Here is a 24,370-nt window from a genome sequence, read left to right as displayed (position 1 = left end):
AAATGCTATTAGAAGAATTCGAAAATGTACCTGCTGTTATCGAACCAACTGATCGAAGTATTCGTGGTGGTGGAGAAATCTGTGACACGATCATTTTATCTTTTAATGGAGAAATCATTGAACGAGTAAAGCAGTTTGAAGATGTTTACGAAGGTGGCTATCTAACCAATCTAAATGGTAGATTTCCATGGTATATCTATGAAAAGGATGGGAGTAAGGTAGCAGTTGCTATAGCTACGATTGGAGCCCCGATGGTTGTTGGGCTCTTAGAAGAACTCAAAGCAAGAGGATTTAAGAACTTTATTGTGTTGGGTTCTTGCGGAGTTCTAGATCAGTCTATTCAGGCAGATAAGATTATCCTACCAAGTTCAGCTCTACGTGATGAAGGTACAAGTTATCATTACGCTCCTCCAAGTGATGAGATAGCTTATGACGAAACTTTGCTCTTAACCATGGAAGAAGCTTTGAACAAATCTGGCATTGAGCACATTCGAACAAAGGCTTGGACGACTGATGCCTTTTATCGAGAAACGCCTGATAAGGTCAAGCGTCGCTTGGCTGCTGGTGCACAAGTGGTGGACATGGAAGCTTCAGCTATCATGGCTTGGAGTCAATTTCGCAAGAGTAAAGTCTATCAGTTCTTCTACACAGCTGACTATGTGGATCATCATAACCGAGCCTGGGATGCCCGCCATGAAGAGCGGACAGCTGATGCCATGACTTTTTTCACTATCGCTTTGATAATAGCCAAGGAACTAGAAAGGTAACTACAAGAATGGCAGTATATTTTTACGGCTGTATCACCATGGATGGCTACTTGGCAGACAGTCAGCACAGGATAGACTGGCTGCATCAGCTTGGTTCTGTAGAGGATACAGGCTATGATGACTTTTACAGGCAAATGGATATCACCATCATGGGCAAGCGGACCTTTGAGGAAATCCAAGATTTGCAAGATGTAGAAAGTTTTTATCAAGCTACGGAAAACTATGTCTTTACGCATGATAGGCACCTGCCTGTCAGCAATTACCAGCCAGTAGCTGGGGATGTGGTGGACTTTGTTCGCCAGATTGACAAAGGCAAAAATGTCTTTGTGATTGGTGGTAATTCCTTAGTAGGACCGCTCTTGGATGCGGATCTTTTCGACCACCTCATTATTCAGATAGCACCCCTTATCCTAGGAAAGGGGGTTCCCCTCTTTACCCAAGAGGAAGGGCAGCGCTTTTACCAACTGGATAGCCTCAGACAATTTGGCCCATTTGCAGAGCTGGTTTTCAGCCGAAAAAGTCAGAAATAGAGAAGGGAGTGGACTGCATGATTAAAATTTACGACACCATGTCTCGTGATTTGCGAGAATTTGTACCTATTGAGGACGGCAAGGTTAAGATGTATGTCTGTGGACCTACGGTCTACAACTATATCCACGTGGGGAATGCCCGTTCGACGGTGGCTTTTGATACCATTCGTCGTTATTTTGAATACCGTGGCTACGAAGTTGCCTATATTTCCAATTTTACGGATGTGGATGATAAGATTATCAACCGTGCCAAGGAAGAAGGCATCACGCCTCAAGAGGTTGCGGACAAGTACATCGCTGCCTTTCGTGAGGATGTGACAGCCTTAGGCGTGAAACCTGCGACTCGTCATCCGCGTGTTGTAGAGTTTATGGCTGATATCATTCGCTTTGTGAAAGATTTGATTGAAAAAGGCTTTGCCTATGAGAGTCAAGGAGATGTTTACTTCCGCGTGGAAAAATCTCACAACTATGCTAAGTTGGCCAATAAAACCTTGGAAGATTTGGAGCTAGGTGCTTCAGGTCGAACGGATGAAGAAACGGCTCGCAAGGAAAATCCTGTAGATTTTGCCCTTTGGAAAGCAGCCAAACCAGGTGAGATTTCTTGGGAGAGCCCTTGGGGTCCTGGTCGTCCAGGCTGGCATATCGAGTGTTCGGTCATGTCAACGGAAATTTTAGGAGATACCATCGATATTCACGGTGGGGGAGCCGATCTGGAATTTCCGCATCATACCAATGAAATTGCCCAGTCAGAAGCCAAAACAGGCAAGACTTTCGCCAACTACTGGATGCACAATGGCTTTGTTAATATCGATAATGTCAAGATGTCCAAGTCCTTGGGCAACTTTATCACCGTACACGATGCCCTTAAAACTCTTGATGGCCAAGTGTTGCGTTTCTTCTTTGCGACTCAGCATTACCGTAAGCCGATCAACTTTACGGAAAAAGCAGTGCGTGATGCCGAGACCAATCTTAAGTATCTAAAAAACACTTACGAGCAACCATTTTCTGGGACTGTAGATGCACAAGAGTTACAGGCTTTTAAAGATAAGTTTGTTGCCGCTATGGATGAGGATTTCAACTCCGCAAATGGTATCACAGTAGTCTTTGAAATGGCCAAATGGATCAACTCTGGCAACTATGATGCAAGTGTTAAGAAAGCTCTTGCAGATATGTTGGAAGTCTTTGGAATTGTCTTTATTGAGGAAGTTTTGGATGCAGACATTGAAGCCTTGATCCAAAAGCGCCAAGAAGCGCGTGCCAATCGTGACTTTGCGACAGCAGACCAAATCCGTGACCAACTTGCTGCTCAAGGAATTAAGCTCCTTGACACCAAGGATGGAGTGAGGTGGACTCGTGATTGATGTCAATCTCATTAACGGGATTGCGCTAGCCTTTGAAGGAGATGCGGTTTATTCCATGTATATTCGCCGCCACCTCATCCTCAAAGGCATGACCAAGCCCAACAAGCTCCACCAAGAGGCGACCAAGTATGTGTCAGCCAAGGCTCAGGCTCGTTTGATTGCCCTCATGTTGGAGGAGCAAGTCCTGACGGAAAAAGAAGAAGAAATCTACAAACGTGGTCGCAATACCAATAGTCATACAAAGGCTAAAAATGCTGATGTCGTGACTTACCGCATGTCTACAGGTTTTGAAGCAGTGATGGGCTATCTCCATCTGACTGAAAATGTGGAGCGTCTAGAGACCATAATTTCTTGGTGCATCCAAAAAGTGGAGGGCTAGGATATGATTGCAAAGGAATTACAGGACTGGTTTCCTGAAGCTCAGATTTCAGATCAGCCGATTGAGAAACCAGGCTATCTTACTCTCCCTTTAGCTTCTCAGCAGTGGATTTTACTGGAGGAAGCTGGGCTCAGCGAGCGTGAAAAGCAGCTGGTTGCCCTTTTGACCCAGCAAGAGCAGGCTCGTTCACTCAATCCTTGGTATCCCTACCTGATTGAGGGGAAGGGGCAGGCACCGCAAGCATTTAAAAAAATTCAGCTGGTTTATTGCCATCTGTCTTATTACCAACAGGAAAATCTAGCCTCTTGGTTGGATATGATGCAAACTCTCTTTCCCAACTGCCAGACAGTATTGCAGGTCGGAGTTCAGGATTATGTATTTGTGCTTCAACAAGATAAGTACACCTCTGTTCGCTCAATCTTATCTGATACGATTGAAGCGGTTGAGTATGACTTTGGCCTTCGTCTGTCTATCATGTTGGGGCAGGTGTGGTCTCAGACGGTGCACCAATCTCTGTCAGACCTGATCAAAGCGGAGCGGGATTTGTTTAAGACATGGTGGCGTCAGGGGCATCAAGGTGTACACACCTTTTCACAGCTCTATCTGTGGACTATGGGAGAAAGGCTTGTGGACCTGAGAGTCATTAAAGACTGCCTACACCAGATGATTTTGGATCAGGATCAGATTCAGGAGATTATTCTTTCTCTCTGGGAAAACAGTGCTGTCCTAACTAAAACAGCCCAGCAACTCTATCTGCACCGCAATTCTCTCCAATACAAGATTGACAAATGGGAAGAATTGACAGGGCTACAGTTGAAGGAGTTGACGGATCTCACTCTTTGTTATCAGTTGATTTTACCAGATATTCTTTAAAGTTTTGTGCAAGTTGCACAGAACTTTTTTATTTTTTTGGTCACCTTGCCATAGAAAAATAAAGCGTTTTCATCTATAATAAAACTATCAAAATACAAAAGGAGTTCACCTCGATGGTAGAATTAAATCTTAAAAACATTTACAAAAAATATCCAAACAGCGAACACTACTCAGTTGAAGACTTCAACTTGGACATCAAAGACAAAGAATTTATCGTTTTCGTAGGTCCTTCAGGATGTGGTAAATCAACTACTCTTCGTATGATTGCAGGTCTTGAAGATATCACAGAAGGTACTGCATCTATCGATGGCGTGGTTGTCAACGACGTAGCTCCAAAAGACCGTGACATCGCCATGGTATTCCAAAACTACGCTCTTTATCCACACATGACTGTATACGATAACATGGCTTTCGGTTTGAAATTGCGTAAATACAGCAAAGATGACATCGAAAAACGTGTACAAGAAGCAGCTGAAATTCTTGGCTTGAAAGAATTCTTGGATCGTAAACCAGCTGACCTTTCAGGTGGTCAACGTCAACGTGTTGCCATGGGTCGTGCCATTGTCCGTGATGCAAAAGTATTCTTGATGGACGAACCTTTGTCAAACTTGGATGCGAAACTTCGTGTATCAATGCGTGCTGAAATCGCTAAAATTCACCGTCGTATCGGAGCTACAACTATCTACGTAACTCACGACCAAACAGAAGCGATGACACTTGCAGACCGTATCGTTATCATGTCAGCAACTAAAAACCCTGCTGGTACAGGTACTATCGGACGTGTTGAGCAAATCGGTACTCCTCAAGAAGTTTACAAAAACCCAGTTAACAAATTCGTAGCAGGATTTATCGGAAGCCCAGCTATGAACTTCATCAACGTTAAATTGAACGGTGATCGCATTGTTGCTGATGGATTTACTTTGAAAGTTCCAGAAGGTGCTTTGAAAGTTCTTCGTGAAAAAGGTTACGAAGGTAAAGAATTGATCTTCGGTATTCGTCCAGAAGACGTGAATGCAGAACCTGCTTTCCTTGAAACATTCCCAGAATCAGTTGTGAAAGCAACTATCTCTGTATCAGAGTTGCTTGGTTCAGAATCTCACCTATACTGCCAAGTTGGTAAAGATGAATTCGTTGCTAAAGTTGATGCACGTGACTATTTGCAAGCTGGTGCAACAGTTGAACTTGGATTTGACTTGAACAAAGCTCACTTCTTCGACGTAGAAACTGAAAAAACAGTTTACTAAACAAATGAAATGTCAAAACACTGCTCGAGAAATCTGGCAGTGTTTTTTTAATGATTGGTATTGGCATAAAAACAGGCTTTTCTAGTTTTAATATTCTTAAAAAAGTGATAAAATGGTAGGAAGAATTGGAGAGTATAGATGCCGAAAGAAGTGAATTTGACGGGCGATCAGGTAGTCGCTTTAACGAGAGAATATTTAACAAAGGAAGACGTTGCTTTTGTACAAAAAGCTTTGATTTATGCGGTGGATTGTCACAGTGGTCAATACCGCAAATCAGGTGAGCCCTATATTATCCATCCCATTCAGGTGGCAGGAATTCTGGCTAAGCTCAAGCTGGATGCCGTAACCGTCGCCTGTGGTTTTTTGCATGACGTTGTTGAAGACACAGATGCGACACTGGATGATCTGGAGAGAGAGTTCGGTCATGATGTTCGGATTATCGTTGATGGTGTGACCAAGCTTGGTAAGGTTGAGTACAAATCACTCGAGGAACAATTAGCTGAAAATCACCGCAAGATGCTTATGGCCATGTCTGAGGATATCCGTGTTATCTTGGTTAAATTATCGGACCGTTTGCACAATATGCGGACTCTCAAACACCTGCGAAAGGACAAGCAAGAACGTATCTCTAGAGAAACCATGGAAATTTACGCACCACTTGCTCATCGTCTAGGGATTTCCAGTGTCAAGTGGGAGTTGGAAGATCTATCTTTCCGTTACCTCAATCCAACTGAGTTTTACAAGATCACCCACATGATGAAGGAGAAACGTAGAGAGCGAGAGGCTTTGGTCGATGAAGTCGTAACCAAGTTGGAAGAGTATGCTACCGAACGCAATCTCAAAGGGAAAATCTATGGCCGTCCTAAGCATATCTATTCGATCTATCGCAAGATGCAGGATAAGAAGAAACGCTTTGAGGAGATTTATGACCTGATTGCCATTCGCTGTATCTTAGATACCCAGAGTGATGTCTATGCCATGTTGGGTTATGTGCATGAACTTTGGAAACCCATGCCAGGCCGCTTCAAAGACTATATCGCCAATCGTAAGGCCAATGGTTACCAGTCCATCCATACAACCGTTTATGGGCCAAAAGGGCCGATTGAATTCCAGATTCGGACCAAGGAAATGCACGAAGTGGCTGAGTACGGGGTAGCAGCTCACTGGGCCTATAAGAAAGGCATTAAAGGGCAGGTCAACAGCAAGGAATCTGCTATTGGGATGAACTGGATCAAGGAGATGATGGAGCTCCAAGACCAGGCTGATGATGCCAAGGAATTTGTGGACTCTGTTAAAGAAAACTATCTGGCGGAGGAGATTTACGTTTTTACCCCAGATGGTGCAGTTCGCTCCCTTCCAAAAGATTCAGGACCGATTGACTTTGCCTATGAAATCCATACCAAAGTCGGTGAAAAAGCGACTGGTGCCAAGGTCAATGGCCGTATGGTTCCGCTAACAACCAAGCTTAAGACAGGGGATCAGGTTGAAATTATCACCAACCCCAACTCTTTTGGACCGAGTCGTGACTGGCTCAACATGGTCAAGACCAGTAAGGCGCGCAACAAGATTCGCCAGTTCTTTAAAAATCAAGACAAGGAATTATCTGTAAACAAGGGCCGTGAGATGCTGATGGCCCAGTTCCAAGAAAACGGTTATGTGGCCAATAAATTCATGGATAAGCGTCACATGGACGAGGTCCTTCAAAAGACTAGCTACAAGACAGAGGAGGCCCTCTATGCAGCTATTGGTTTTGGAGAAATTGGCGCTATTACCGTCTTTAACCGTTTGACCGAAAAGGAACGCCGTGAGGAAGAGCGTGCCAAGGCCAAGGCGGAGGCAGAAGAACTTGTCAAAGGTGGTGAAGTTAAGGTTGAAAATAAAGAAACCCTCAAGGTCAAGCATGAGGGTGGTGTGGTCATTGAAGGGGCCTCAGGTCTCCTAGTTCGGATTGCCAAGTGTTGCAATCCAGTTCCGGGTGACGACATTGTTGGCTACATTACCAAGGGTCGTGGTGTAGCTATTCACCGTGTGGACTGTATGAATCTCCGTGCCCAAGAAAACTACGAGCAACGTCTCCTTGATGTGGAATGGGAAGATCAATTCTCAAGCAAGGAATACACTGCCCACATCGATATCTATGGTCTCAATCGTACAGGGCTCTTAAATGATGTTCTGCAAGTTCTCTCAAACACGACCAAGAATATCTCGACCGTTAATGCTCAACCAACTAAGGATATGAAATTTGCTAACATCCATGTCTCCTTTGGTATTTCCAACCTCTCTACACTGACTACAGTTGTGGATAAGATTAAGAGTGTGCCAGAGGTCTACTCTGTCAAACGGACCAACGGCTAATTCTCCCCTCAGTTACTAGAAAGGCTATTATGAAAATCATTATCCAACGGGTTAAAAAAGCCCAAGTAAGTATCGAAGGTCAGGTTCAGGGGAAAATCAAACAGGGGCTCTTATTACTGGTCGGTGTTGGCCCAGAGGACCAAGAGGAAGATCTGGACTATGCTGTAAGAAAGCTTGTCAATATGCGGATTTTTTCGGATGCAGAAGGCAAGATGAACCTGTCTGTCAAAGATATTGAAGGAGAAATCCTTTCTATTTCTCAGTTTACCCTCTTTGCGGACACTAAGAAAGGCAATCGTCCAGCTTTTACAGGTGCCGCCAAGCCGGATATGGCAACTGCCTTCTATGATACTTTCAACCAAAAGCTAGCTCAGGAAGTCCCTGTTCAGACAGGTATTTTTGGAGCGGATATGCAGGTGGAGCTGGTTAATGATGGACCAGTCACCGTTATCCTTGATACTAAAAATAGATAAGAAAACCAAGCCCAGCTGGCTTGGTTTTTGTTTATAGACACTCCCAGAAGACTATGTGTTTGTTGTAAAAGTTTGGATAGTTTTCTCTTAGGTGGTTAGCCGTCAGATAATAAAAAGTAGAATGGCAAGAAGTGACGATTGGCATAAGATAGGAAAATCGCTGAGAACTAGTGAAGGTTAAAAGGACAAATAATAGAAAGTCAATGGTGAGAACTCCTAAATAGTAGAAGCGAATCTTTTTATTGATTTGAGGATAAATCTCAGGGAAATGATGTTTGAGTCGGAAGACCAAGCGAAATAGCAGTAATCCCTGAGAAAGGATTAAAATGAAGCCAGAGAGTAGGAGCCAGTCCAAAGATGTCACGGATCTGGTGTAAAAAAATGTAAATAGTAGTAGCAAATCGGAGACTGCAATGGCTGCGAAGTGTAGTCTAAAGAGCTTTTTCATAAGATGACCTTCCTCTTTTATCTAGCTTCATTCTACACCAAATGAATGGGACTTACAAGCAAAATAATAAAAAATCCCTGAAAGGAACTTCTTTCAGGAATAAGGGTTAGTTGATTTTTTCGACATAGAGTTGTTTGGCGATATCCATACTAACTTGGAGGTCTTCGTCTTTGTTGACCAGAGTAAAGCTATTGGAAAAGCCATCAAACTGCTTGACTTGGAGTTGGTCACCGATATGAATTGCGTGCTTTTCTAGATATTTGAGTAGTTCAAAACTATCATGAACGCGAGTCAGGAGATAGGTTCCAGCTTCCTGGACGGCTGCTAGTGGCAGGTTATTGATTTCAACCAAGAGTTCTCCCTCGGCTGGTATAGTTCCACCGTGGGGGCAGGTTTGAGGGAAACCCAGCAGTTTATCCAGTCTCTTTACAAAAAGGTCGGAGACAGTGTGTTCTAGGACCTCAGCTTCTTCGTGGATCTGATCGCTAGTATAGTCCAAATGGTGAACTAGAAAGACTTCAATCAAACGGTGTTTACGATAGAGCTCAGAGACCAGTTTGAGACCAATATCTGTTAATAGATAGCCATTCTCCTTATCCTTGAGGATGAGATTTTCACTTTTCATGCGTTTGATCATCTCTGTTACAGCAGGTGGAGAGACCTGCATACGGGCAGCAATTTCTTTGTTGGTGATTTTTTGCATGTCCGTACCGATTTCATAAATACATTTTAAATAATCTTCTTTATTTGGAGTCATTCGTTTCCTCTTGTATATTCTCTCCATCTAGTATACCAAAAAAAGCTAGATTTCTCTAGCTTTCTGTCATAATGCTTGTGATTTTAGTCTAGTTCTTTAACTGCAGTAATAGCAGCTTCAAAGTTTGGCTCCGTGTTGATATTGTCAACGTATTCTACATAACGGATGACATTGTCAGTATCGAGAACAAAGACGGCACGTGCAAGGAGATGCCATTCGTTGATCAAGAGGGCATAATCACGTCCGAAAGAATGGTCAAAGTAGTCTGAAAGCATGATGGCATTGTCAAGGCCTTCAGCCCCACACCAGCGTCCTTGGGCAAATGGTAGGTCCATAGAAACGGTAAGAACGACGGTATTATCAAGGCTAGCAAGTTCCTGGTTGAAGCGACGTGTTTGCGTTGAGCAGATACCAGTATCGATAGAAGGGACAACACTCAAGACTTTTTTCTTTCCATCAAAGTCAGCTAGCGTTTTTTTAGAGAGATCGGTTGTCGTAAGAGAAAAGTCAAGTGCCTTGTCTCCGACTTGCAGTTGTTTACCTGTAAAAGTTACAGGATTTCCGAGAAAAGTGGTCATGAAACTACTCCATTCTTTTTTCTTTTATTTTACCGAGAATTGTCAGATTTTTCCAATGATTTGACCGGAAATTGAAAAAACGCCAATTCGGTGAGAATGACGTTTTTAATGGATTATTTTGACAAACCTTCAGCAATCTTGTCAAGGTTGTATTTCATCATGTTGTAGTAGCTGTCACCTTCTTTACCTTCTTCAGCGATTGAGTCAGTAAAGATTTGTGCGTAAATTGGGATATTTGTGTCTTGTGAAACAGTCTTCATTGGACGGTCATCGACACTTGATTCAACAAAGAGTGATGGAACTTTTGTTTGGCGAAGTTTTTCAACCAAGGTCTTGATTTGTTCAGGTGTTCCTTCTTCTTCTGTGTTGATTTCCCAGATGTAGGCACTTGGAACTTCGTAAGCTTTAGAGAAGTATTTGAAGCATCCTTCGCTGGTTACAATGAGTTTTTTCTCAGCAGGGATATTGTTAAATTTCTCTTTAGCTTCCTTGTCCAGTTTGTCTAGCTTTTCAGTATAGTCTTTGAGATTTTTTTCGTAGAATTCCTTGTTGCTAGGGTCTTTTGCAATCAACTGTTTAGCGATATTTTTAGCATAAATTATCCCATTTTCAAGGTTGAGCCAAGCGTGTGGGTCTTCTTTGCCTTTCTCGTTTTGACCTTCAAGGTAGATGATATCTACGCCGTCACTAACTGCATAGTAGTCTTTGTTTTCAGTTTTCTTGGCATTTTCGACCAATTTGGTAAACCAAGCATTGCCACCTGTTTCAAGGTTGATACCGTTATAGAAAATGAGGTCAGCCTCAGAAGTTTTCTTTACGTCTTCAGGAAGTGGTTCGTACTCGTGTGGGTCTTGACCAACAGGAACTATACTATGAAGATCAATCTTGTCACCAGCGATATTTTTAGTAATATCAGCAATGATAGAGTTAGTCGCTACAACCTTTAGTTTTTGGTTTGTAGATGCTGTATCTTTTTTCCCACTAGCACAGGCAGCTAATCCAATGATAGAAAGAAAAAGAACGAGCAATGTACCTAATTTTTTCATTAGATTCCTCCAGAAGGGTTTCCCCTTATTTATTGATTTTTTTATTTTTTAGTTTCAAGTATCGTTGCTTTGGTGAGATAAAGAAACTGATTAAGAAGAAGCTGGCAGATGTGAGCACGATGCTGGATCCTGCTGCGAGGTTGAAGCTATAGCCGATAAAGAGTCCCAAAACAGAAGCGGTTGCCCCTAGGGTTGATGAAAGAAAAATCATGCTCTTTAGGCTATTAGCATAAAGGTAAGCCGTCGCAGCTGGGGTGATCAACATGGCCACGATAAGAATCGTTCCAACACTTTGCATGGCAGTGACTGACACAAGGGTCAAGAGCACCATGAGTAGATAGTGATAGAAATTAACAGGCATTCCCATGGCTTTAGCCAAAAGCTCGTCAAAGGATGTAATCAATAGTTGTTTAAAGAAAATCCCGATAATCAAGAGAATCAATGCCCCCACACCAATGGTGATCCACATGTCCGTATCTTGGACAGCGAGGATATTCCCAAAAAGGATATGGAAGAGGTCTGTCGAACTCTTGGCAACACTAATCAAGATGACACCTAAGGCTAAGAAAGATGAAAAGGTAATACCAATGGCAGTGTCACTCTTGATGATAGAGTTCCCCTTGATGTAGGTAATGATGATGGAAGCCATCAAGCCAAAGATGATCGCTCCAATAAAGAAATCAATTCCCAGGATAAAGGAAAGGGCTACGCCGGGCAAAACTGCGTGAGAGATGGCATCCCCCATGAGAGACATTCCACGTAAGATGATAAAACATCCCACGGCTCCAGCAACCACCCCGATGACTATAGCTGTTATCAGGGCATTTTGTAGGAAATGGAAATGTTGCAATCCATCGATAAATTCTGCTATCATAGGTCACCTCCATTAAAGAAGAGCTTACTACCATAAGCTTTTTTGAGATTGACTTCGGTAAAGATTTCTTCAGTTGAACCAATAGCAACCAATTCTCGATTGAGAAGCATAACTTGGTCGAAATAATGAGGGACTTTGCTGAGGTCATGATGGACGATGAGAACTGTTTTACCAGCTTTTTTAAGGTCTCTCAGCGTGTTCATGATAATCTCTTCACTAACCGAATCAATCCCGACAAATGGCTCATCTAGAAAGATGTAGTCAGCTTCCTGCACTAAGCAACGGGCAATCAAAACACGTTGGAATTGTCCTCCTGAGAGCTGACTGATTTGGCGATCAGCATAGTCTGAGAGTCCAACGATTTCAAGTGCATCCGCCACTTTTTTCCAGTGGCTGGCCTTTAAAGTGTGGAAGAGCGGGATAGATGGATAGAGTCCCAGTGAGACACATTCCTTGACCTTGATAGGGAAATTGTAGTCGATATGGATTTTTTGCTCGACATAGGCAACTCGATGTAAAGATTTCTTGACCTCTTTGTCATCGAGAAAGGCCTGACCTTCGTGTGGGATAATTCCCAACATACTTTTTAATAAAGTTGATTTTCCAGCACCGTTTGGACCAATAATTCCAGTAATAGTTGGTCCTTGGAGCACTAGTGAAATATCCTTTAGTGCCAACGTTTCTTTGTAGGAGACACTGAGGTTTTCGATACGTATCATACAGTTATTTTCCTCCTGTCTTTTAATATACCTTAAAAAAAAAATTAAGTCAAGTTAATTTTTAAAAATTTTAAAATAATAACTGAAAAATGAAGAAAAAAGAGAGACCATTTTTAATTGCATTCCATGGTGTTTTTTGCTAAGCTAAGAATAAGTGAAAAATGAAAGCGAGAACAAGATGACACGTTATCAAGACGATTTTTATGATGCAATCAATGGCGAATGGGAAAAAACAGCGGTCATTCCAGCTGACAAATCTCGAACAGGTGGCTTTATTGACCTTGATGAGGAAATTGAAGAGTTGATGCTGGCGACTACGGACAAGTGGTTGGAAGGCGAAGATGTTCCAGAGGACGCTATCCTCGCCAACTTTGTTAAGTACCATCGTATGGTACGTGATTTTGACAAGAGAGAAGCAGATGGGATCAAGTCTGTTTTGCCAATGCTCAAGGAATACCAAGATTTGGAGAGCTTTGCAGATTACACTAGCAAACTAGCAGCGTTTGAGCTAGCAGGGAAGCCAAACTTCCTCCCATTTGGCGTATCACCAGACTTTATGGATGCCAGAACCAATGTTCTCTGGGCTAGTGCACCAGGGACTATCCTACCAGATACAACTTACTATGCTGAAGACCATCCTCAGCGTGAGGAGCTCTTGACTCTTTGGAAGGAAAGTACAACGAATCTACTCAAAGCCTATGATTTTTCAGATGAGGAAATCGAAGACTTACTAGAGAAGAGATTGGAATTGGACCGTCGTATCGCAGCAGTGGTTCTTTCAAACGAAGAAAGTTCAGAATATGCCAAACTCTACCATCCATACGCTTATGAAGATTTCAAGAAATTTGCCCCTGCCCTACCTTTGGATGATTTCTTCCAAGCAGTTCTTGGACAAACTCCAGATAAGGTTATCGTAGATGAGGAACGTTTCTGGCAAGCAGCAGACCAATTTTATAGTGAAGAAGCGTGGCCTTTGCTTAAGGCAACCTTGATTTTGGCTGTGGTCAATCTTTCAACCAGCTATCTCACAGACGAGATTCGTGTCCTATCAGGTGCCTATGGACGTGCCCTTTCAGGTGTTCCAGAAGCTCAGGACAAGGTCAAGGCAGCCTATCACTTGGCCCAAGGTCCCTTTAAGCAAGCCCTTGGTCTCTGGTATGCGCATGAAAAATTCTCCCCAGAAGCTAAGGCAGACGTAGAGAAAAAAGTGGCGACTATGATTGATGTTTATAAGGAACGTTTGGCTAAGAATGACTGGCTCACTCCTGAAACGCGTGATAAGGCTATTGTCAAACTCAATGTCATCAAGCCTTATATCGGTTATCCAGAGGAATTGCCAGCCCGCTACAAGGACAAGGTAGTGGACGAAACTGCCAGTCTCTTTGAGAATGCCCTAGCCTTTGCGCGTGTGGAAATCAAGCACAGCTGGAGCAAGTGGAACCAGCCAGTTGACTACAAGGAGTGGGGCATGCCAGCACACATGGTTAATGCCTACTACAATCCTCAGAAGAACTTGATTGTTTTCCCAGCTGCCATTTTACAGGCTCCATTCTATGACTTGCATCAGTCATCTTCAGCCAACTATGGTGGTATCGGAGCAGTTATCGCTCACGAAATTTCTCATGCCTTTGATACAAATGGAGCTTCCTTTGATGAAAATGGTAGCCTCAAGGATTGGTGGACAGAGAGTGACTATACTGCCTTTAAGGAAAAAACTCAGAAAGTTATCGACCAGTTTGATGGTCAAGAATCTTATGGTGCCACTATAAATGGTAAGTTGACAGTTTCAGAAAACGTTGCTGACCTTGGAGGAATTGCTGCAGCCCTTGAAGCTGCTAAGAGAGAGCCAGACTTCTCTGCTGAAGAATTCTTCCACAACTTTGCTCGTATCTGGCGTATGAAAGGCCGTCCGGAGTTGATGAAACTCATGGCCAGTGTCGATGTGCACGCGCCTGCTAAACTCCGTGTCAATGTCCAAGTACCAAACTTCGATGACTTCTTTACAACTTATGATGTCAAAGAAGGCGACGGTATGTGGCGTTCACCAGAGGATCGTGTGATTATTTGGTAAAGTAAGTCCCTAACCAAGTATCATCTTGGAATTAATGGTTCATTTTTGAAGTTTATCAATCTGAAAATGCAATGCTATCGAGGTTAACATGAAGAAATTTTTAATGATGCTATCAGCTATTCTTTCGATTTCAGTTCTAGCATCTTGTGGTCTCAATAAAAATAGAAACAATACAGAACCTTCATCTGCACTATCATCTGTCTCCCAAGACGATAAGACTAGTGTATCAACAGAAGCAAAGGCTGAAAATACTAGTGACTCGTCAACCAAGGAATCGCAATCGACTGCTGAAAGTAAGAAAGAAACTGGACAAGATTTATATAAAGAAGTGATTGAACGCTATAATCATTTTACAGACCTTTTAAAACAAGGTAATAGAGAAGATTTATACAAGGAAAATAAACAAAATAAGATTACTTCAGAAGAATATGGCCTAGTTTTCTCTCGAATGGATTATCAAAATGCACCCGATTGGAAATACGCAATAGTTGATTTGAATAAGGATGGTCAAGACGAGTTGCTTATTGGCGATGAAAAATTTGTTTCAGCCATTTATTATTTGGAAAATCACAAACCTAGTTTACTTCATACAGCATATGTACCTTCTGCAGGTGGTTTTCGCTCAGGCTTTGTTATTTACGAAAATGGTCTAGTCTCTTATGCAGACTGGCAGTCAACCCGTCCAGAAATGAACTTGGCTTTATATTCGTTTGATAAAAATGGAGTCCAGAAGATTAAAGAAGCAACTATTCAAATCGGTGGCAATGAAAAAGCAGAGCAAGTTTTAGATATCTCTTCTGAAAAGCTTGATTTGTCTAACATTAGTTGGAAAGAATTGAATCCGGCTAATTAGTTTTGAATTATTTTTCTAGTCAATATTGATTCTTCTGAGAAAATATTAACATAAAAATAGAAGCTACAAAAAAACCGAGGAAATTATCCTTGGTTTTTTGTTTGCTAGAAAAAGGGATTAAAGGTCTTTTCGTGAGAGATGGTCGTAGCCGGGCCGTGCCCAGGATAGACATCGTAGTTAGGAAGAGTGAAGAGTTGAGTCTGGACACTATGGAGAAGTTGTTCCATGCTACCTGTAGGAAGGTCCGTCCGTCCGATGGTTTCGCGGAATAGAACATCTCCGGTTAAGACTAGATGGGCATCAGGAAAAACCAGAGAAACACCTCCGATAGAATGGCCAGGTGTTGGCAATGCCGTAAAACGAAACTCTTCGATCTGGTATTCCTCGTGATAGACATAGGTGTGTTCAGCTGGTTTGCAGATGACATCAGCCATATCATCATGACGAGGTAGGCCAGAGAGATTGTCAACAGGGGTAAAGAGCCAGCTGGCTTCACTTTCTGCTACATAAACGGGGGGATTTCCAAAAGTATCTCTGACCAAGTCAAGACTCATAATGTGGTCGTAGTGGGTGTGAGTCAGGAGAATCGCACAGACTGGTTTGTTGATTTTCACGATAGTTTTGCGAATAGCCTCCCAATGGCTACCTGGGTCAACCAAAATCAGGTGTTGGTTTCCTTCTAGATAATAAGTGTTTTCATAGGCAACGGGATTCACGGTTTTATGGATTTTCATAAAGTCTCCAATCTCAAAGAATGTACTAAACTAAGTATAGCATAGAAGAGAGAAATAAAGTGAAAAGAAAGTCCCACTTTTGTATTCGAGGTAGGCTGACTTATATTTTAAAAAGAAGGAAATTGCTGTAAGATAAGTTGTTTCGGCTTTTTTAGTTGAACGGTAATAAGAGCATAGGATAAATAAGAAATAACTGACCAAAATACACTGATTTCGATACAGGATACACTCATATTTTATAGCAATAATTATAATTAAATTATGTATAAAAATAATATATGAGAAATGTATCAAAATATAAATATATACTTTGATACATTAAATAGTATTTTATTGAGTTTGTTTTCAACAAAAACAAAAGGTTTACATATTGTAAATATAGGACTTGTTCTTGTTTTTGCAAATCAAATGATTTGGATGTTATTAATTTTATTTTAAATAAAATTATAAAAGTTGTTGAAAAAGATAGGGAAAAGTGTTAGTATGAATATGCATATTGAATACGAGGATATAATCCTTTTAGAATAATGAAATTTAAAGACCATTTTTTGAGTAGGGAAGAAATTTCGTTTTTTCTATATTTCAATATCGATATAATAAAAATAGGAGGGTTGTGTATCTTATGAAGAGTAAGCAACAGGGGTTTAGAACGGAGAAGTACATTCGTTATGGCATTCGGAAGTACAGCTTTGGGGCAGCGTCGGTGGCAATTGCGACCGGTTTGATGATGTTCCTAGGTAATGGTGCGGTATCGGCAGCGGAAGTACAAGGTGCAGATGCAACAGTGGCAACGACAACACCAGTAGCAACAAAGGAGTCGGAGTCAACTATAACGGCGGAGAAATCTGAAGCTAAGGCGTCAGAAAAAGTAGTAGAGACTAAAAAAGTTGATAAGACTGCTCTGACTAAAAAAGTAGTTGAGTTAGAAGCGAAGATTGCATCTGCAAAGAAAGCTGATGCAACAGCGATAGCTACTGCAAATGAAGTATTGACTGCGGCAAAGGCAGTTCTTGCAAACGAAACTGCAAAACAGGCTGATATCGATGCAGAGCATGCTAAAGTTGAAGCTTTGATTACAGTTGTAGTTGAGTCAGACGAAGCTGGGAAACAAGTTGAGGAAACAGCAGCAACTACAGCAGTCAAACCAGTGGCGACCACTGCTACAGAAAAAGCAGAAGAAACAAAAGAAACAAAAGAAGCAGAAGAAACTGTCAAACCAGTCCAAGAAGCTAAAAAAGTCTTAGAACAAGTTACCTCTGAAGCTGAGGTAACCAATGTTTTAGCAACTGAAGCAGTCCGGAAAAATAAGCTTGAGGCTGAAAACAAAGCGGCAATTGAGGCGGCGATAGCTAATAATAAAGAAGTTATTGCGGAAGCTAAAAAAGTGTTAGTTACGGATAGCGTTACAGCTAAACAAATCAATGATCAATTGTCACGCTTAAATGATTCCATTATTGCTGTCTACAATGATTTGAAGAAAGCAGGAATCGGAAAAGATGGAAACTTTGGAGTCGCTTTGGCTGCTCAAGATTTCTATGCCGAAGAGGGTTCTAACACAACTCATGCATCGGAAACAAACGCTGCAAATCATACTGGTAAAGATACCTATACAATTCCAGTACAAGAAATTAAATTAATTACGGGTACTGATGCTACAGGGTTAGAGATAGAAGTCTATTCTAATCAGCGGACTGGTGAAGATACCAATGCTGGAAATGGGATGCATACAGAACAGGGTGGAAAAACTGGTCATAACAACAAAGGACGTGTAGACTATCCATTAACCCCTGATGCCGCTAAAAAGTTAGCTGAAGAAGCACCACTTTGGAGAAATAAACTCCGTGCGGATGGGTCAAGAATTTCAAACGCTGCGACGTCAATATACTCTGCTAACGGTGGTTATGAATACCTAGCTACAGAAATTTATGGCTATGGGTATGAACAAGGAGTTGACAGAGTTTATATTAAAGGTTTGAAAGATCGTATTGCAGTTACAGAAAAAGCTAAGCAAGCTGGTTGGAGTCTTACCTCTGTAACACCAACTAACCTTGTACCAGGTGTTGCTTATGATGAGGCGACAGATACCATTCAAGGTAAAGTAATTGCTGGTATTGAAAATGGAGTGTATGACTTACGATTTAATATTACTGCAACGAATACAGATGGGCGGACTGTCACCTTCCAAATTCAGAATCTACGTGCTGGTTGGGTAGGTTGGCAAGATAGCACACCTCCTACAATTCAGTCAGATTCAGCTCGTTATGATAGAACTGTTGGTGATGATGCGAATATCAATCTTCGTTTTCATGATTCTTCGGGAGCTAGTGCGATACCTGGCAATTCAGCAGGAAACTATGACTATACAACTGCTGAAGGTAAAGTAGTTAAAGTTCGTCAAAATTCTTCTAAAGCAGTCACAGGTGTCTCAGGCTACAACACTATAGGAGCAGAATTAGATGATTCTAAAGTGTTGATTCCTGGTACCAACTATACTGTAACAAACAGTACTGCTGAAGAGCAAAAAGCTGCTGGAACCAACATGGGTAATGCTGTCATTGGAGGTAAGGTGACAGAGGCAGGTATCTATACCGTTTCAGTATTTGCTAAAGATTATGATAAATTATCTAATAATACGACATGGAATCAGTCAGGTCAAGAGGCGCACGGTTCTATTACTGTAGTTGTTAAGCCTAAAGTTGAAGTTCAAAACGTTGAAACCTATTCAACAACAGTTCCTGTTAAAATCTCGAAAGGTGCTACAAGTGCTAAGGTTACAATGCCAGATGGAACTGTAACAAACTTGAAAGCCGTTAATAGTAAATGGCTTGTAGATAGTGGTTCAACCAATACAGCGGTTACTGAAAATCAAGAACTAGGTGCTGTAGATTCAAATACCGTCTTTAATATTCCAGTCACGTCAGAGGCAACTGCAAAAGTTGGTGTTGATAATATCAAAGTAGAAGCATCAGCTGAAAATGTTAAGGGAACTTTCTTACGTGATCGAGTTGAATTGAATGGAACTGATGGGCAAAAACACACTGCTACTTTTAATAAGGCTACCGGACACTGGGAGCTACCAAGCGAATATGCTGAAAGTAAAACACTGAATGGTGATGGTACGACAAGATGGACTAAACGTCAAGTGTACACAGAAGCTCAGCTAGACGGTGGTATGAAATTCTTCATTTACGAATATACTCGTCAACTTGATAAAGATGGAAATGTAACAAGTGTAACTACTCCTGATCGTCCAATGACGGAATATGTTTCTCAAAATACTAACCAAGCTGGCGATGGTATGTCAGTAACTATTACTTTTGACAAACATTCAAACACATGGACATCATCAGATGGAACAGAAGTTACTGCTAAAAAGTTGGGTGATGATTCATGGGAAGTTCATACTAAATCAGGTTTTGGTGGAATCATTAGAGGAACAATCGCAACTAACTCAGATGTTGCGACTGTTGTCAATACGAAACCAACTGCAAGCTCACAAGATTATACTTCTACTAAAGGAACTGCGGTAGATCTCCGTAATGAAGCAAAAGCTGCAGTGACAATCTCTGATGCAGAAGATACTAAGTACGGAAAAACAACTTACATTACTCGTATTACAGTAACATCTCCTTCAGGAGTTCAGAGGGTTTATGACACTAAACAAGATGCAAACAACTATAATCTTGCTAGTGGTTATACACTGAGTGAAGTGGGAGTCTATACAGTAACAGTTGAAGTTATTGATAGTAATGGCAATTACACAACAGATGCTACAATAGGTGGAACTGAATCTGGTGTGGATCATGGGGCTGGCTCATCAACAGCTACAACAACTTACCACATCACAGTAACAGACACGATTGAAGGTCATAATGTAACATCCACAGATGTTCAAGGAGCGACTCAAACAGGTACTCCAACCTTTACATCTGTTGGTGATGGCTCACCTGTGGCACCAAGTGCTGCTTCACCTGCTAAGTTGGTAGATCCTACCACTGGTAAGTTAGTTGACCAAGTAACAATTGATGGTCAAGGAACATACACAATTAATAATGAAACTGGTGTTGTGACATTTGTTCCGTTGAAAACATTCACAGGTACAGCAACCCCAGTGACTGTATCATTAACAGCAACTCTTGGTCAAGATAAAGATGGAAGACCTATTACCGCTACAGCGACAGCAACTTATACTCCAACTGTTACACCAGTTACTCCAACAGCAACTCCTGCAGAATCAACTGGTATCCAAGGCGCTACTCAAACAGGAACGGTAGCATTCAAAGAAGGACACTCTGTTGCTCCAATCAAGCCGAACTCAGCTGTTCTTCTTGATAAGAATGGTACTCCGGTAGCACCTGGAGCTTCAGTAGATGCTTTGGATGAGAATGGTAACAAAGTAGGGGAATATACAATTGACCCAACTTCAAATACTGTAACATTCAGTCCAGCCGATAAGACTTACAAAGGTAAAGTCCAACCTGCAACAGTTCAGGCTGAAGATGAGAATGGTACAAAAGTTAAGACAACTTATACTCCACATATTGTAGGTGTTACTCCAACAGCAGAACCTGCTAAGTCAGTTGATGTCCAAGGAGCAACTCAAGAAAGTACAGTAACATTCAATGGTGGTACGACTACACTGGATGGTAAACAGGTGACTGTAGATATTGACCCAGCTACTTTCACTCTTTTAGATGAAACCGGAACTCCAGCAACATCTGTTCCAGCTAAAGACCCTAGTGGAAATGTTATTGGTACATATACTCTGAAAACAGTTGGTGAACAAGCCGTTGCAGTCTTTACCCCAACTGATAAGACTTATAGTGGTGAAGTTCAACCTGTGCGTGTACAGGCTAAAGATAAAAATGGTATTTCGGTTGAAACAACTTACACACCATTGATTACGCCAGTTACACCAACAGCAACTCCAGCAACTTCTGAAAATATTCAAGGAGCAACACAAACAGGCACTCCTACATTTGTTCAAGGTGATGCAATTGCACCAATTAAACAAGGTTCAGTAAAACTTCTTGATAAAGAAGGAAATGAAGTTCCTGCAGGTCAGACAACTCCAGCTTATGCTGAAGATGGGACTACTGAAATTGGTACATTCTCTATTGATCCAACAACTGGAAAGGTAACCTTTAGTCCAACGGATAAATTGTATTCTGGTAAGGTTACTCCAGCAACTGTGCAAGCAGAAGATGAAAATGGAACTAAAGTGACGACAACTTACACGCCACAAATTATCCCAGTAAATCCTATTGGAGTTCCTGCGACTTCTGAAGATGTTCAAGGTGCAACTCAAACTGGAAAACCAGAATTCCAAGGTGGAACTGCAGTTGTCAATGGAAAAGAAGTTACTGTTGAGATGAATGACACTGTTCCAGCTAAATTGATTGATTCTAAAACTGGAAATGTTGTGGATTCTATCACTATTCCGGGTGAAGGTACTTATACTGTAGCACCGGACGGAACAGTAACCTTTGTTCCTGAAAAAACCTTTACAGGTCAAGCATCAGGCGTTGAAGTTTTACGTGAAGACAAGAATGGAACCCCCGTTACAGCAAGCTACACTCCAGTTGTTAAGGCAGCAATTCCAACAGCTACTGATGCTGTTACAGAAGACATTCAAGGTGCAACTCAAAAAGGAGTGCCTACATTCCTAGGTGGTAGGGTTACTGTTAATGGAGTGGAAAAAATTGTTCCTATTGATGAAGCCAAGGGTCTTGAACTTATTGATCCAAAAACAGGAAAACCAACAGATCAACCAATTGTCATTCCAGGCGAAGGAACTTATACTGTAAATAATGGTATGGTAGAATTTAAGCCAGAACCACAATTTACTGGAAAAGGAACAGGTGTAGAAGTACAACGTGTAGATGAGAATGGAACTCCTGTAAAAGCTAAATACACTCCAGTTGTTAAACCAGCAACTCCAACAAGTTCGGATGTTATTACAACAGATGTTCAGGGTGCAACTCAATCAGGAACACCAACATTTGAAGGTGGAAAAGTCAAAGTTAATGGTATTGAGAAAACTGTTGAAATTGATGAAACAGTCAAACCAACGTTTGATGATGGTACAAAAGAGAAGACAATTCCAGGTGAAGGTACATATACTATTGATGAAACTGGAAAAGTAACCTTTACTCCCGAGAAGACATTTACAGGTCAAGCAACAGGTGTGACTGTTAAGCGTGTTGATAAGAACGGAACCCCAATTACAGCTAAGTATACCCCAGTTGTTATCCCGGTTACACCTACTTCAAAAGATTCTGAATCAGAAGGTCCGAAAGGACAACCTCAATCAGGAACACCAACATTTGAAGGCGGAAAAGTAACAATCAATGGTAAAGAAATTCCGGTAGAAATTGATGAAACAGTTAAGCCGACCTTTGACGATGGTACAACAGAGAAGAAGGTACCAGGTGAGGGTACATATACTATTGATGAAGCTGGAAAAGTTACTTTCACACCAGAGCCAGAATTTGTAGGTCGAGCAACTGGAGTAACAGTTAAACGTGTTGATAAGAATGGAACCCCAATTACAGCTAAATACATCCCTACTGTACGTCCGAATACTTCATTTGTTGATACTAAAGGAAATATCCTAGCACCAAGTGAAGATGGTTCGCAACCTAAGAAAGATATTCTAGGATATAAAATTGTTGAAACTAAGGTTGATGAAAAAGGCAATGTGGTCCACGTTTATGAGAAGGTTAAGACCAGCCACAAGGATAAGGAAGGGAATGAAATTCCAGGTTATCCAAGTGAAGACGGCGAACAACCTAAGAAAGATATTCCAGGTTACCGCTTCGTAGAGACCAAGAAACTTCCAAACGGTGACACAGAACATGTCTACGAAAAAGTGAAGACTAGTCACAAGGATAAGGAAGGGAATGAAATTCCAGGTTATCCAAGCGAAGACGGCGAACAACCTAAGAAAGATATTCCAGGTTACCGCTTCGTAGAGACCAAAAAACTTCCAAACGGCGACACAGAACATGTCTACGAAAAAGTGAAGACTAGTCACAAGGATAAAGAAGGGAATGAAATTCCAGGTTATCCAAGCGAAGACGGTGAACAACCTAAGAAAGATATTCCAGGTTACCGCTTCGTAGAGACTAAGAAACTTCCAAACGGTGACACAGAACACGTTTATGAGAAGGTTAAGACTAGTCATAAGGATAAGGAAGGGAATGAAATTCCAGGTTATCCAACAGAAGACGGTGAACAACCTAAGAAAGATATTCCAGGTTACCGCTTCGTAGAGACTAAGAAACTTCCAAACGGCGACACAGAACACGTTTATGAGAAGGTTAAGACTAGTCATAAGGATAAGGAAGGCAATGAAATTCCAGGCCACCCAACCGAAGACGGTGAACAACCTAAGAAAGATATCCCAGGTTACCGCTTCGTAGAGACTAAGAAACTTCCAAACGGTGACACAGAGCACGTTTATGAGAAGGTTAAGACCAGTCATAAGGATAAGGAAGGGAATGACATTCCAGGCCACCCAACCGAAGACGGTGAACAACCTAAGAAAGATATTCCAGGCTACCGCTTCGTAGAGACTAAGAAACTTCCAAACGGTGACACAGAACATGTCTACGAAAAAGTGAAGACCAGTCACAAGGATAAGGAAGGCAATGAAATTCCAGGCCACCCAACCGAAGACGGCGAACAACCTAAGAAGGATATTCCAGGTTACCGCTTCGTAGAGACTAAGAAACTTCCAAACGGTGACACAGAACACGTTTATGAGAAGGTTAAGACTAGTCATAAGGATAAGGAAGGCAATGAAATTCCAGGTTATCCAAGCGAAGACGGCGAACAACCTAAGAAAGATATTCCAGGCTATCGCTTCGTAGAGACTAAGAAACTTCCAAACGGTGACACAGAACATGTCTACGAAAAAGTGAAGACTAGTCACAAGGATAAGGAAGGCAATGACATTCCAGGTTATCCAACCGAAGACGGCGAACAACCTAAGAAAGATATCCCAGGTTACCGCTTCGTAGAGACTAAGAAACTTCCAAATGGCGACACAGAACATGTCTACGAAAAAGTTGTTACTGCCCCTCAAAAAAAACCGACTGAGCAATCTCCAACTACTAAAGCAACCAAAGAATTACCTAATACTGGTGCGGAAGATCATGCAGCTTTGGCAGCTCTAGGAGTACTTGGTTTGATGAGCGGATTTGGACTTGTGTCTCGCAAGAAAAAAGAAGACTAATTCTATACTCGAGATTCTAAGTAGTATCCATTAGTTTCTGAAACAAAAAACCAACTAATCGTTAGATTA

18 protein-coding genes are annotated in these 24,370 nt (G+C 41.6%); 11 read left to right on the top strand and 7 right to left on the bottom strand.

The features are described 5' to 3' along the window. The first annotated feature begins 2 nt into the window (after nt 1-2). The 8 genes from M1G01_RS05060 to dtd all read left to right on the top strand — a co-directional run bounded on the left by M1G01_RS05060 (nt 3) and on the right by dtd (nt 7,982). Nucleotides 3-767, top strand: coding sequence for a nucleoside phosphorylase (locus M1G01_RS05060; protein WP_000923415.1), 765 nt, complete (start codon nt 3-5; stop codon nt 765-767). An 8-nt stretch (nt 768-775) separates the two neighbouring features. Beyond that, nucleotides 776-1,297 (top strand): dihydrofolate reductase family protein, encoded by a 522-nt coding sequence (locus M1G01_RS05055; RefSeq protein WP_000301981.1) that lies wholly within the window; start codon nt 776-778, stop codon nt 1,295-1,297. 17 nt (nt 1,298-1,314) lie between these two features. Next, nucleotides 1,315-2,658: a cysteine--tRNA ligase gene (gene cysS / locus M1G01_RS05050; protein ID WP_247931305.1), complete on the top strand. Its 1,344-nt coding sequence runs from the start codon at nt 1,315-1,317 to the stop codon at nt 2,656-2,658. Further along, the gene (locus M1G01_RS05045; RefSeq protein ID WP_000567911.1) at nt 2,651-3,037 is read left to right on the top strand and encodes a Mini-ribonuclease 3; all 387 of its coding nucleotides are present in this window, start codon (nt 2,651-2,653) and stop codon (nt 3,035-3,037) included. Before cysS ends, M1G01_RS05045 begins: the two co-directional genes overlap by 8 nt. Nucleotides 3,038-3,040: 3 nt before the next feature. Beyond that, nucleotides 3,041-3,910: a helix-turn-helix domain-containing protein gene (locus M1G01_RS05040; RefSeq protein WP_247931304.1), complete on the top strand. Its 870-nt coding sequence runs from the start codon at nt 3,041-3,043 to the stop codon at nt 3,908-3,910. Between the two features lie 113 nt (nt 3,911-4,023). After that, complete coding sequence (locus M1G01_RS05035) at nt 4,024-5,154, top strand: ABC transporter ATP-binding protein (protein ID WP_247931303.1); 1,131 nt, start codon at nt 4,024-4,026, stop codon at nt 5,152-5,154. Between the two features lie 138 nt (nt 5,155-5,292). Next, nucleotides 5,293-7,509 carry a RelA/SpoT family protein gene (locus M1G01_RS05030; RefSeq protein WP_247931302.1) on the top strand — a complete coding sequence of 739 codons (2,217 nt, stop codon included), beginning with the start codon at nt 5,293-5,295 and terminating at the stop codon, nt 7,507-7,509. A gap of 29 nt (nt 7,510-7,538) precedes the next feature. After that, nucleotides 7,539-7,982 carry a D-aminoacyl-tRNA deacylase gene (gene dtd / locus M1G01_RS05025; RefSeq protein ID WP_247931301.1) on the top strand — a complete coding sequence of 148 codons (444 nt, stop codon included), beginning with the start codon at nt 7,539-7,541 and terminating at the stop codon, nt 7,980-7,982. A 31-nt stretch (nt 7,983-8,013) separates the two neighbouring features. Here the strand turns inward: dtd and M1G01_RS05020 are convergent, their stop codons facing one another. From M1G01_RS05020 to M1G01_RS04995, 6 genes are all read right to left on the bottom strand, one after another. Beyond that, nucleotides 8,014-8,430: a hypothetical protein gene (locus tag M1G01_RS05020; protein WP_247931300.1), complete on the bottom strand. Its 417-nt coding sequence runs from the start codon at nt 8,428-8,430 to the stop codon at nt 8,014-8,016. A gap of 106 nt (nt 8,431-8,536) precedes the next feature. Then, a complete protein-coding gene (locus M1G01_RS05015; protein ID WP_049538620.1) occupies nt 8,537-9,187 on the bottom strand; it encodes a metal-dependent transcriptional regulator in 651 nt (216 codons plus the stop codon). Nucleotides 9,188-9,270: 83 nt separating this feature from the next. After that, a complete protein-coding gene (gene tpx, locus M1G01_RS05010; protein WP_042768909.1) occupies nt 9,271-9,765 on the bottom strand; it encodes a thiol peroxidase in 495 nt (164 codons plus the stop codon). 113 nt (nt 9,766-9,878) lie between these two features. Further along, nucleotides 9,879-10,811, bottom strand: a complete 933-nt coding sequence (locus M1G01_RS05005; protein WP_000733063.1) for a metal ABC transporter substrate-binding protein — start codon at nt 10,809-10,811, stop codon at nt 9,879-9,881. A gap of 25 nt (nt 10,812-10,836) precedes the next feature. Then, nucleotides 10,837-11,685: a metal ABC transporter permease gene (locus M1G01_RS05000; RefSeq protein WP_000559774.1), complete on the bottom strand. Its 849-nt coding sequence runs from the start codon at nt 11,683-11,685 to the stop codon at nt 10,837-10,839. Then, nucleotides 11,682-12,404 (bottom strand): metal ABC transporter ATP-binding protein, encoded by a 723-nt coding sequence (locus M1G01_RS04995; protein ID WP_247931299.1) that lies wholly within the window; start codon nt 12,402-12,404, stop codon nt 11,682-11,684. The genes M1G01_RS05000 and M1G01_RS04995 overlap by 4 nt, the downstream gene beginning before the upstream one ends. Nucleotides 12,405-12,582: 178 nt before the next feature. Here M1G01_RS04995 and M1G01_RS04990 point away from each other — a divergent pair, with 178 nt between their 5' ends. Further along, on the top strand, nt 12,583-14,475 hold the full coding sequence (locus tag M1G01_RS04990) for a M13 family metallopeptidase (RefSeq protein WP_247931298.1): 1,893 nt from the start codon (nt 12,583-12,585) through the stop codon (nt 14,473-14,475). A gap of 88 nt (nt 14,476-14,563) precedes the next feature. Further along, nucleotides 14,564-15,328: a hypothetical protein gene (locus M1G01_RS04985; protein WP_247931297.1), complete on the top strand. Its 765-nt coding sequence runs from the start codon at nt 14,564-14,566 to the stop codon at nt 15,326-15,328. Nucleotides 15,329-15,432: 104 nt separating this feature from the next. Here M1G01_RS04985 and M1G01_RS04980 read toward each other — a convergent pair whose 3' ends face one another. Further along, nucleotides 15,433-16,062: an MBL fold metallo-hydrolase gene (locus tag M1G01_RS04980; protein WP_247931296.1), complete on the bottom strand. Its 630-nt coding sequence runs from the start codon at nt 16,060-16,062 to the stop codon at nt 15,433-15,435. A 622-nt stretch (nt 16,063-16,684) separates the two neighbouring features. Here M1G01_RS04980 and M1G01_RS04975 point away from each other — a divergent pair. Beyond that, nucleotides 16,685-24,301, top strand: coding sequence for a YSIRK-type signal peptide-containing protein (locus M1G01_RS04975; RefSeq protein ID WP_247931295.1), 7,617 nt, complete (start codon nt 16,685-16,687; stop codon nt 24,299-24,301). Nucleotides 24,302-24,370: the final 69 nt, after the last annotated feature.

Source organism: Streptococcus oralis (assembly GCF_023110055.1).
Lineage (GTDB): Bacteria > Bacillota > Bacilli > Lactobacillales > Streptococcaceae > Streptococcus > Streptococcus oralis_BY.
This window is presented reverse-complemented; position numbering and strand designations above follow the sequence as displayed.

What these genes read in the sequence shown, in the direction of transcription:
- M1G01_RS05060 (WP_000923415.1), top strand. Translation starts at nt 3, where the DNA reads ATGCTATTAGAAGAATTCGAAAATGTACCTGCTGTTATCGAACCAACT.
- M1G01_RS05055 (WP_000301981.1), top strand. Translation starts at nt 776, where the DNA reads ATGGCAGTATATTTTTACGGCTGTATCACCATGGATGGCTACTTGGCA.
- cysS (WP_247931305.1), top strand. Translation starts at nt 1,315, where the DNA reads ATGATTAAAATTTACGACACCATGTCTCGTGATTTGCGAGAATTTGTA.
- M1G01_RS05040 (WP_247931304.1), top strand. Translation starts at nt 3,041, where the DNA reads ATGATTGCAAAGGAATTACAGGACTGGTTTCCTGAAGCTCAGATTTCA.
- M1G01_RS05035 (WP_247931303.1), top strand. Translation starts at nt 4,024, where the DNA reads ATGGTAGAATTAAATCTTAAAAACATTTACAAAAAATATCCAAACAGC.
- M1G01_RS05030 (WP_247931302.1), top strand. Translation starts at nt 5,293, where the DNA reads ATGCCGAAAGAAGTGAATTTGACGGGCGATCAGGTAGTCGCTTTAACG.
- dtd (WP_247931301.1), top strand. Translation starts at nt 7,539, where the DNA reads ATGAAAATCATTATCCAACGGGTTAAAAAAGCCCAAGTAAGTATCGAA.
- M1G01_RS05020 (WP_247931300.1), bottom strand. Translation starts at nt 8,430, where the DNA reads ATGAAAAAGCTCTTTAGACTACACTTCGCAGCCATTGCAGTCTCCGAT.
- M1G01_RS05015 (WP_049538620.1), bottom strand. Translation starts at nt 9,187, where the DNA reads ATGACTCCAAATAAAGAAGATTATTTAAAATGTATTTATGAAATCGGT.
- tpx (WP_042768909.1), bottom strand. Translation starts at nt 9,765, where the DNA reads ATGACCACTTTTCTCGGAAATCCTGTAACTTTTACAGGTAAACAACTG.
- M1G01_RS05005 (WP_000733063.1), bottom strand. Translation starts at nt 10,811, where the DNA reads ATGAAAAAATTAGGTACATTGCTCGTTCTTTTTCTTTCTATCATTGGA.
- M1G01_RS05000 (WP_000559774.1), bottom strand. Translation starts at nt 11,685, where the DNA reads ATGATAGCAGAATTTATCGATGGATTGCAACATTTCCATTTCCTACAA.
- M1G01_RS04995 (WP_247931299.1), bottom strand. Translation starts at nt 12,404, where the DNA reads ATGATACGTATCGAAAACCTCAGTGTCTCCTACAAAGAAACGTTGGCA.
- M1G01_RS04990 (WP_247931298.1), top strand. Translation starts at nt 12,583, where the DNA reads ATGACACGTTATCAAGACGATTTTTATGATGCAATCAATGGCGAATGG.
- M1G01_RS04985 (WP_247931297.1), top strand. Translation starts at nt 14,564, where the DNA reads ATGAAGAAATTTTTAATGATGCTATCAGCTATTCTTTCGATTTCAGTT.
- M1G01_RS04980 (WP_247931296.1), bottom strand. Translation starts at nt 16,062, where the DNA reads ATGAAAATCCATAAAACCGTGAATCCCGTTGCCTATGAAAACACTTAT.
- M1G01_RS04975 (WP_247931295.1), top strand. Translation starts at nt 16,685, where the DNA reads ATGAAGAGTAAGCAACAGGGGTTTAGAACGGAGAAGTACATTCGTTAT.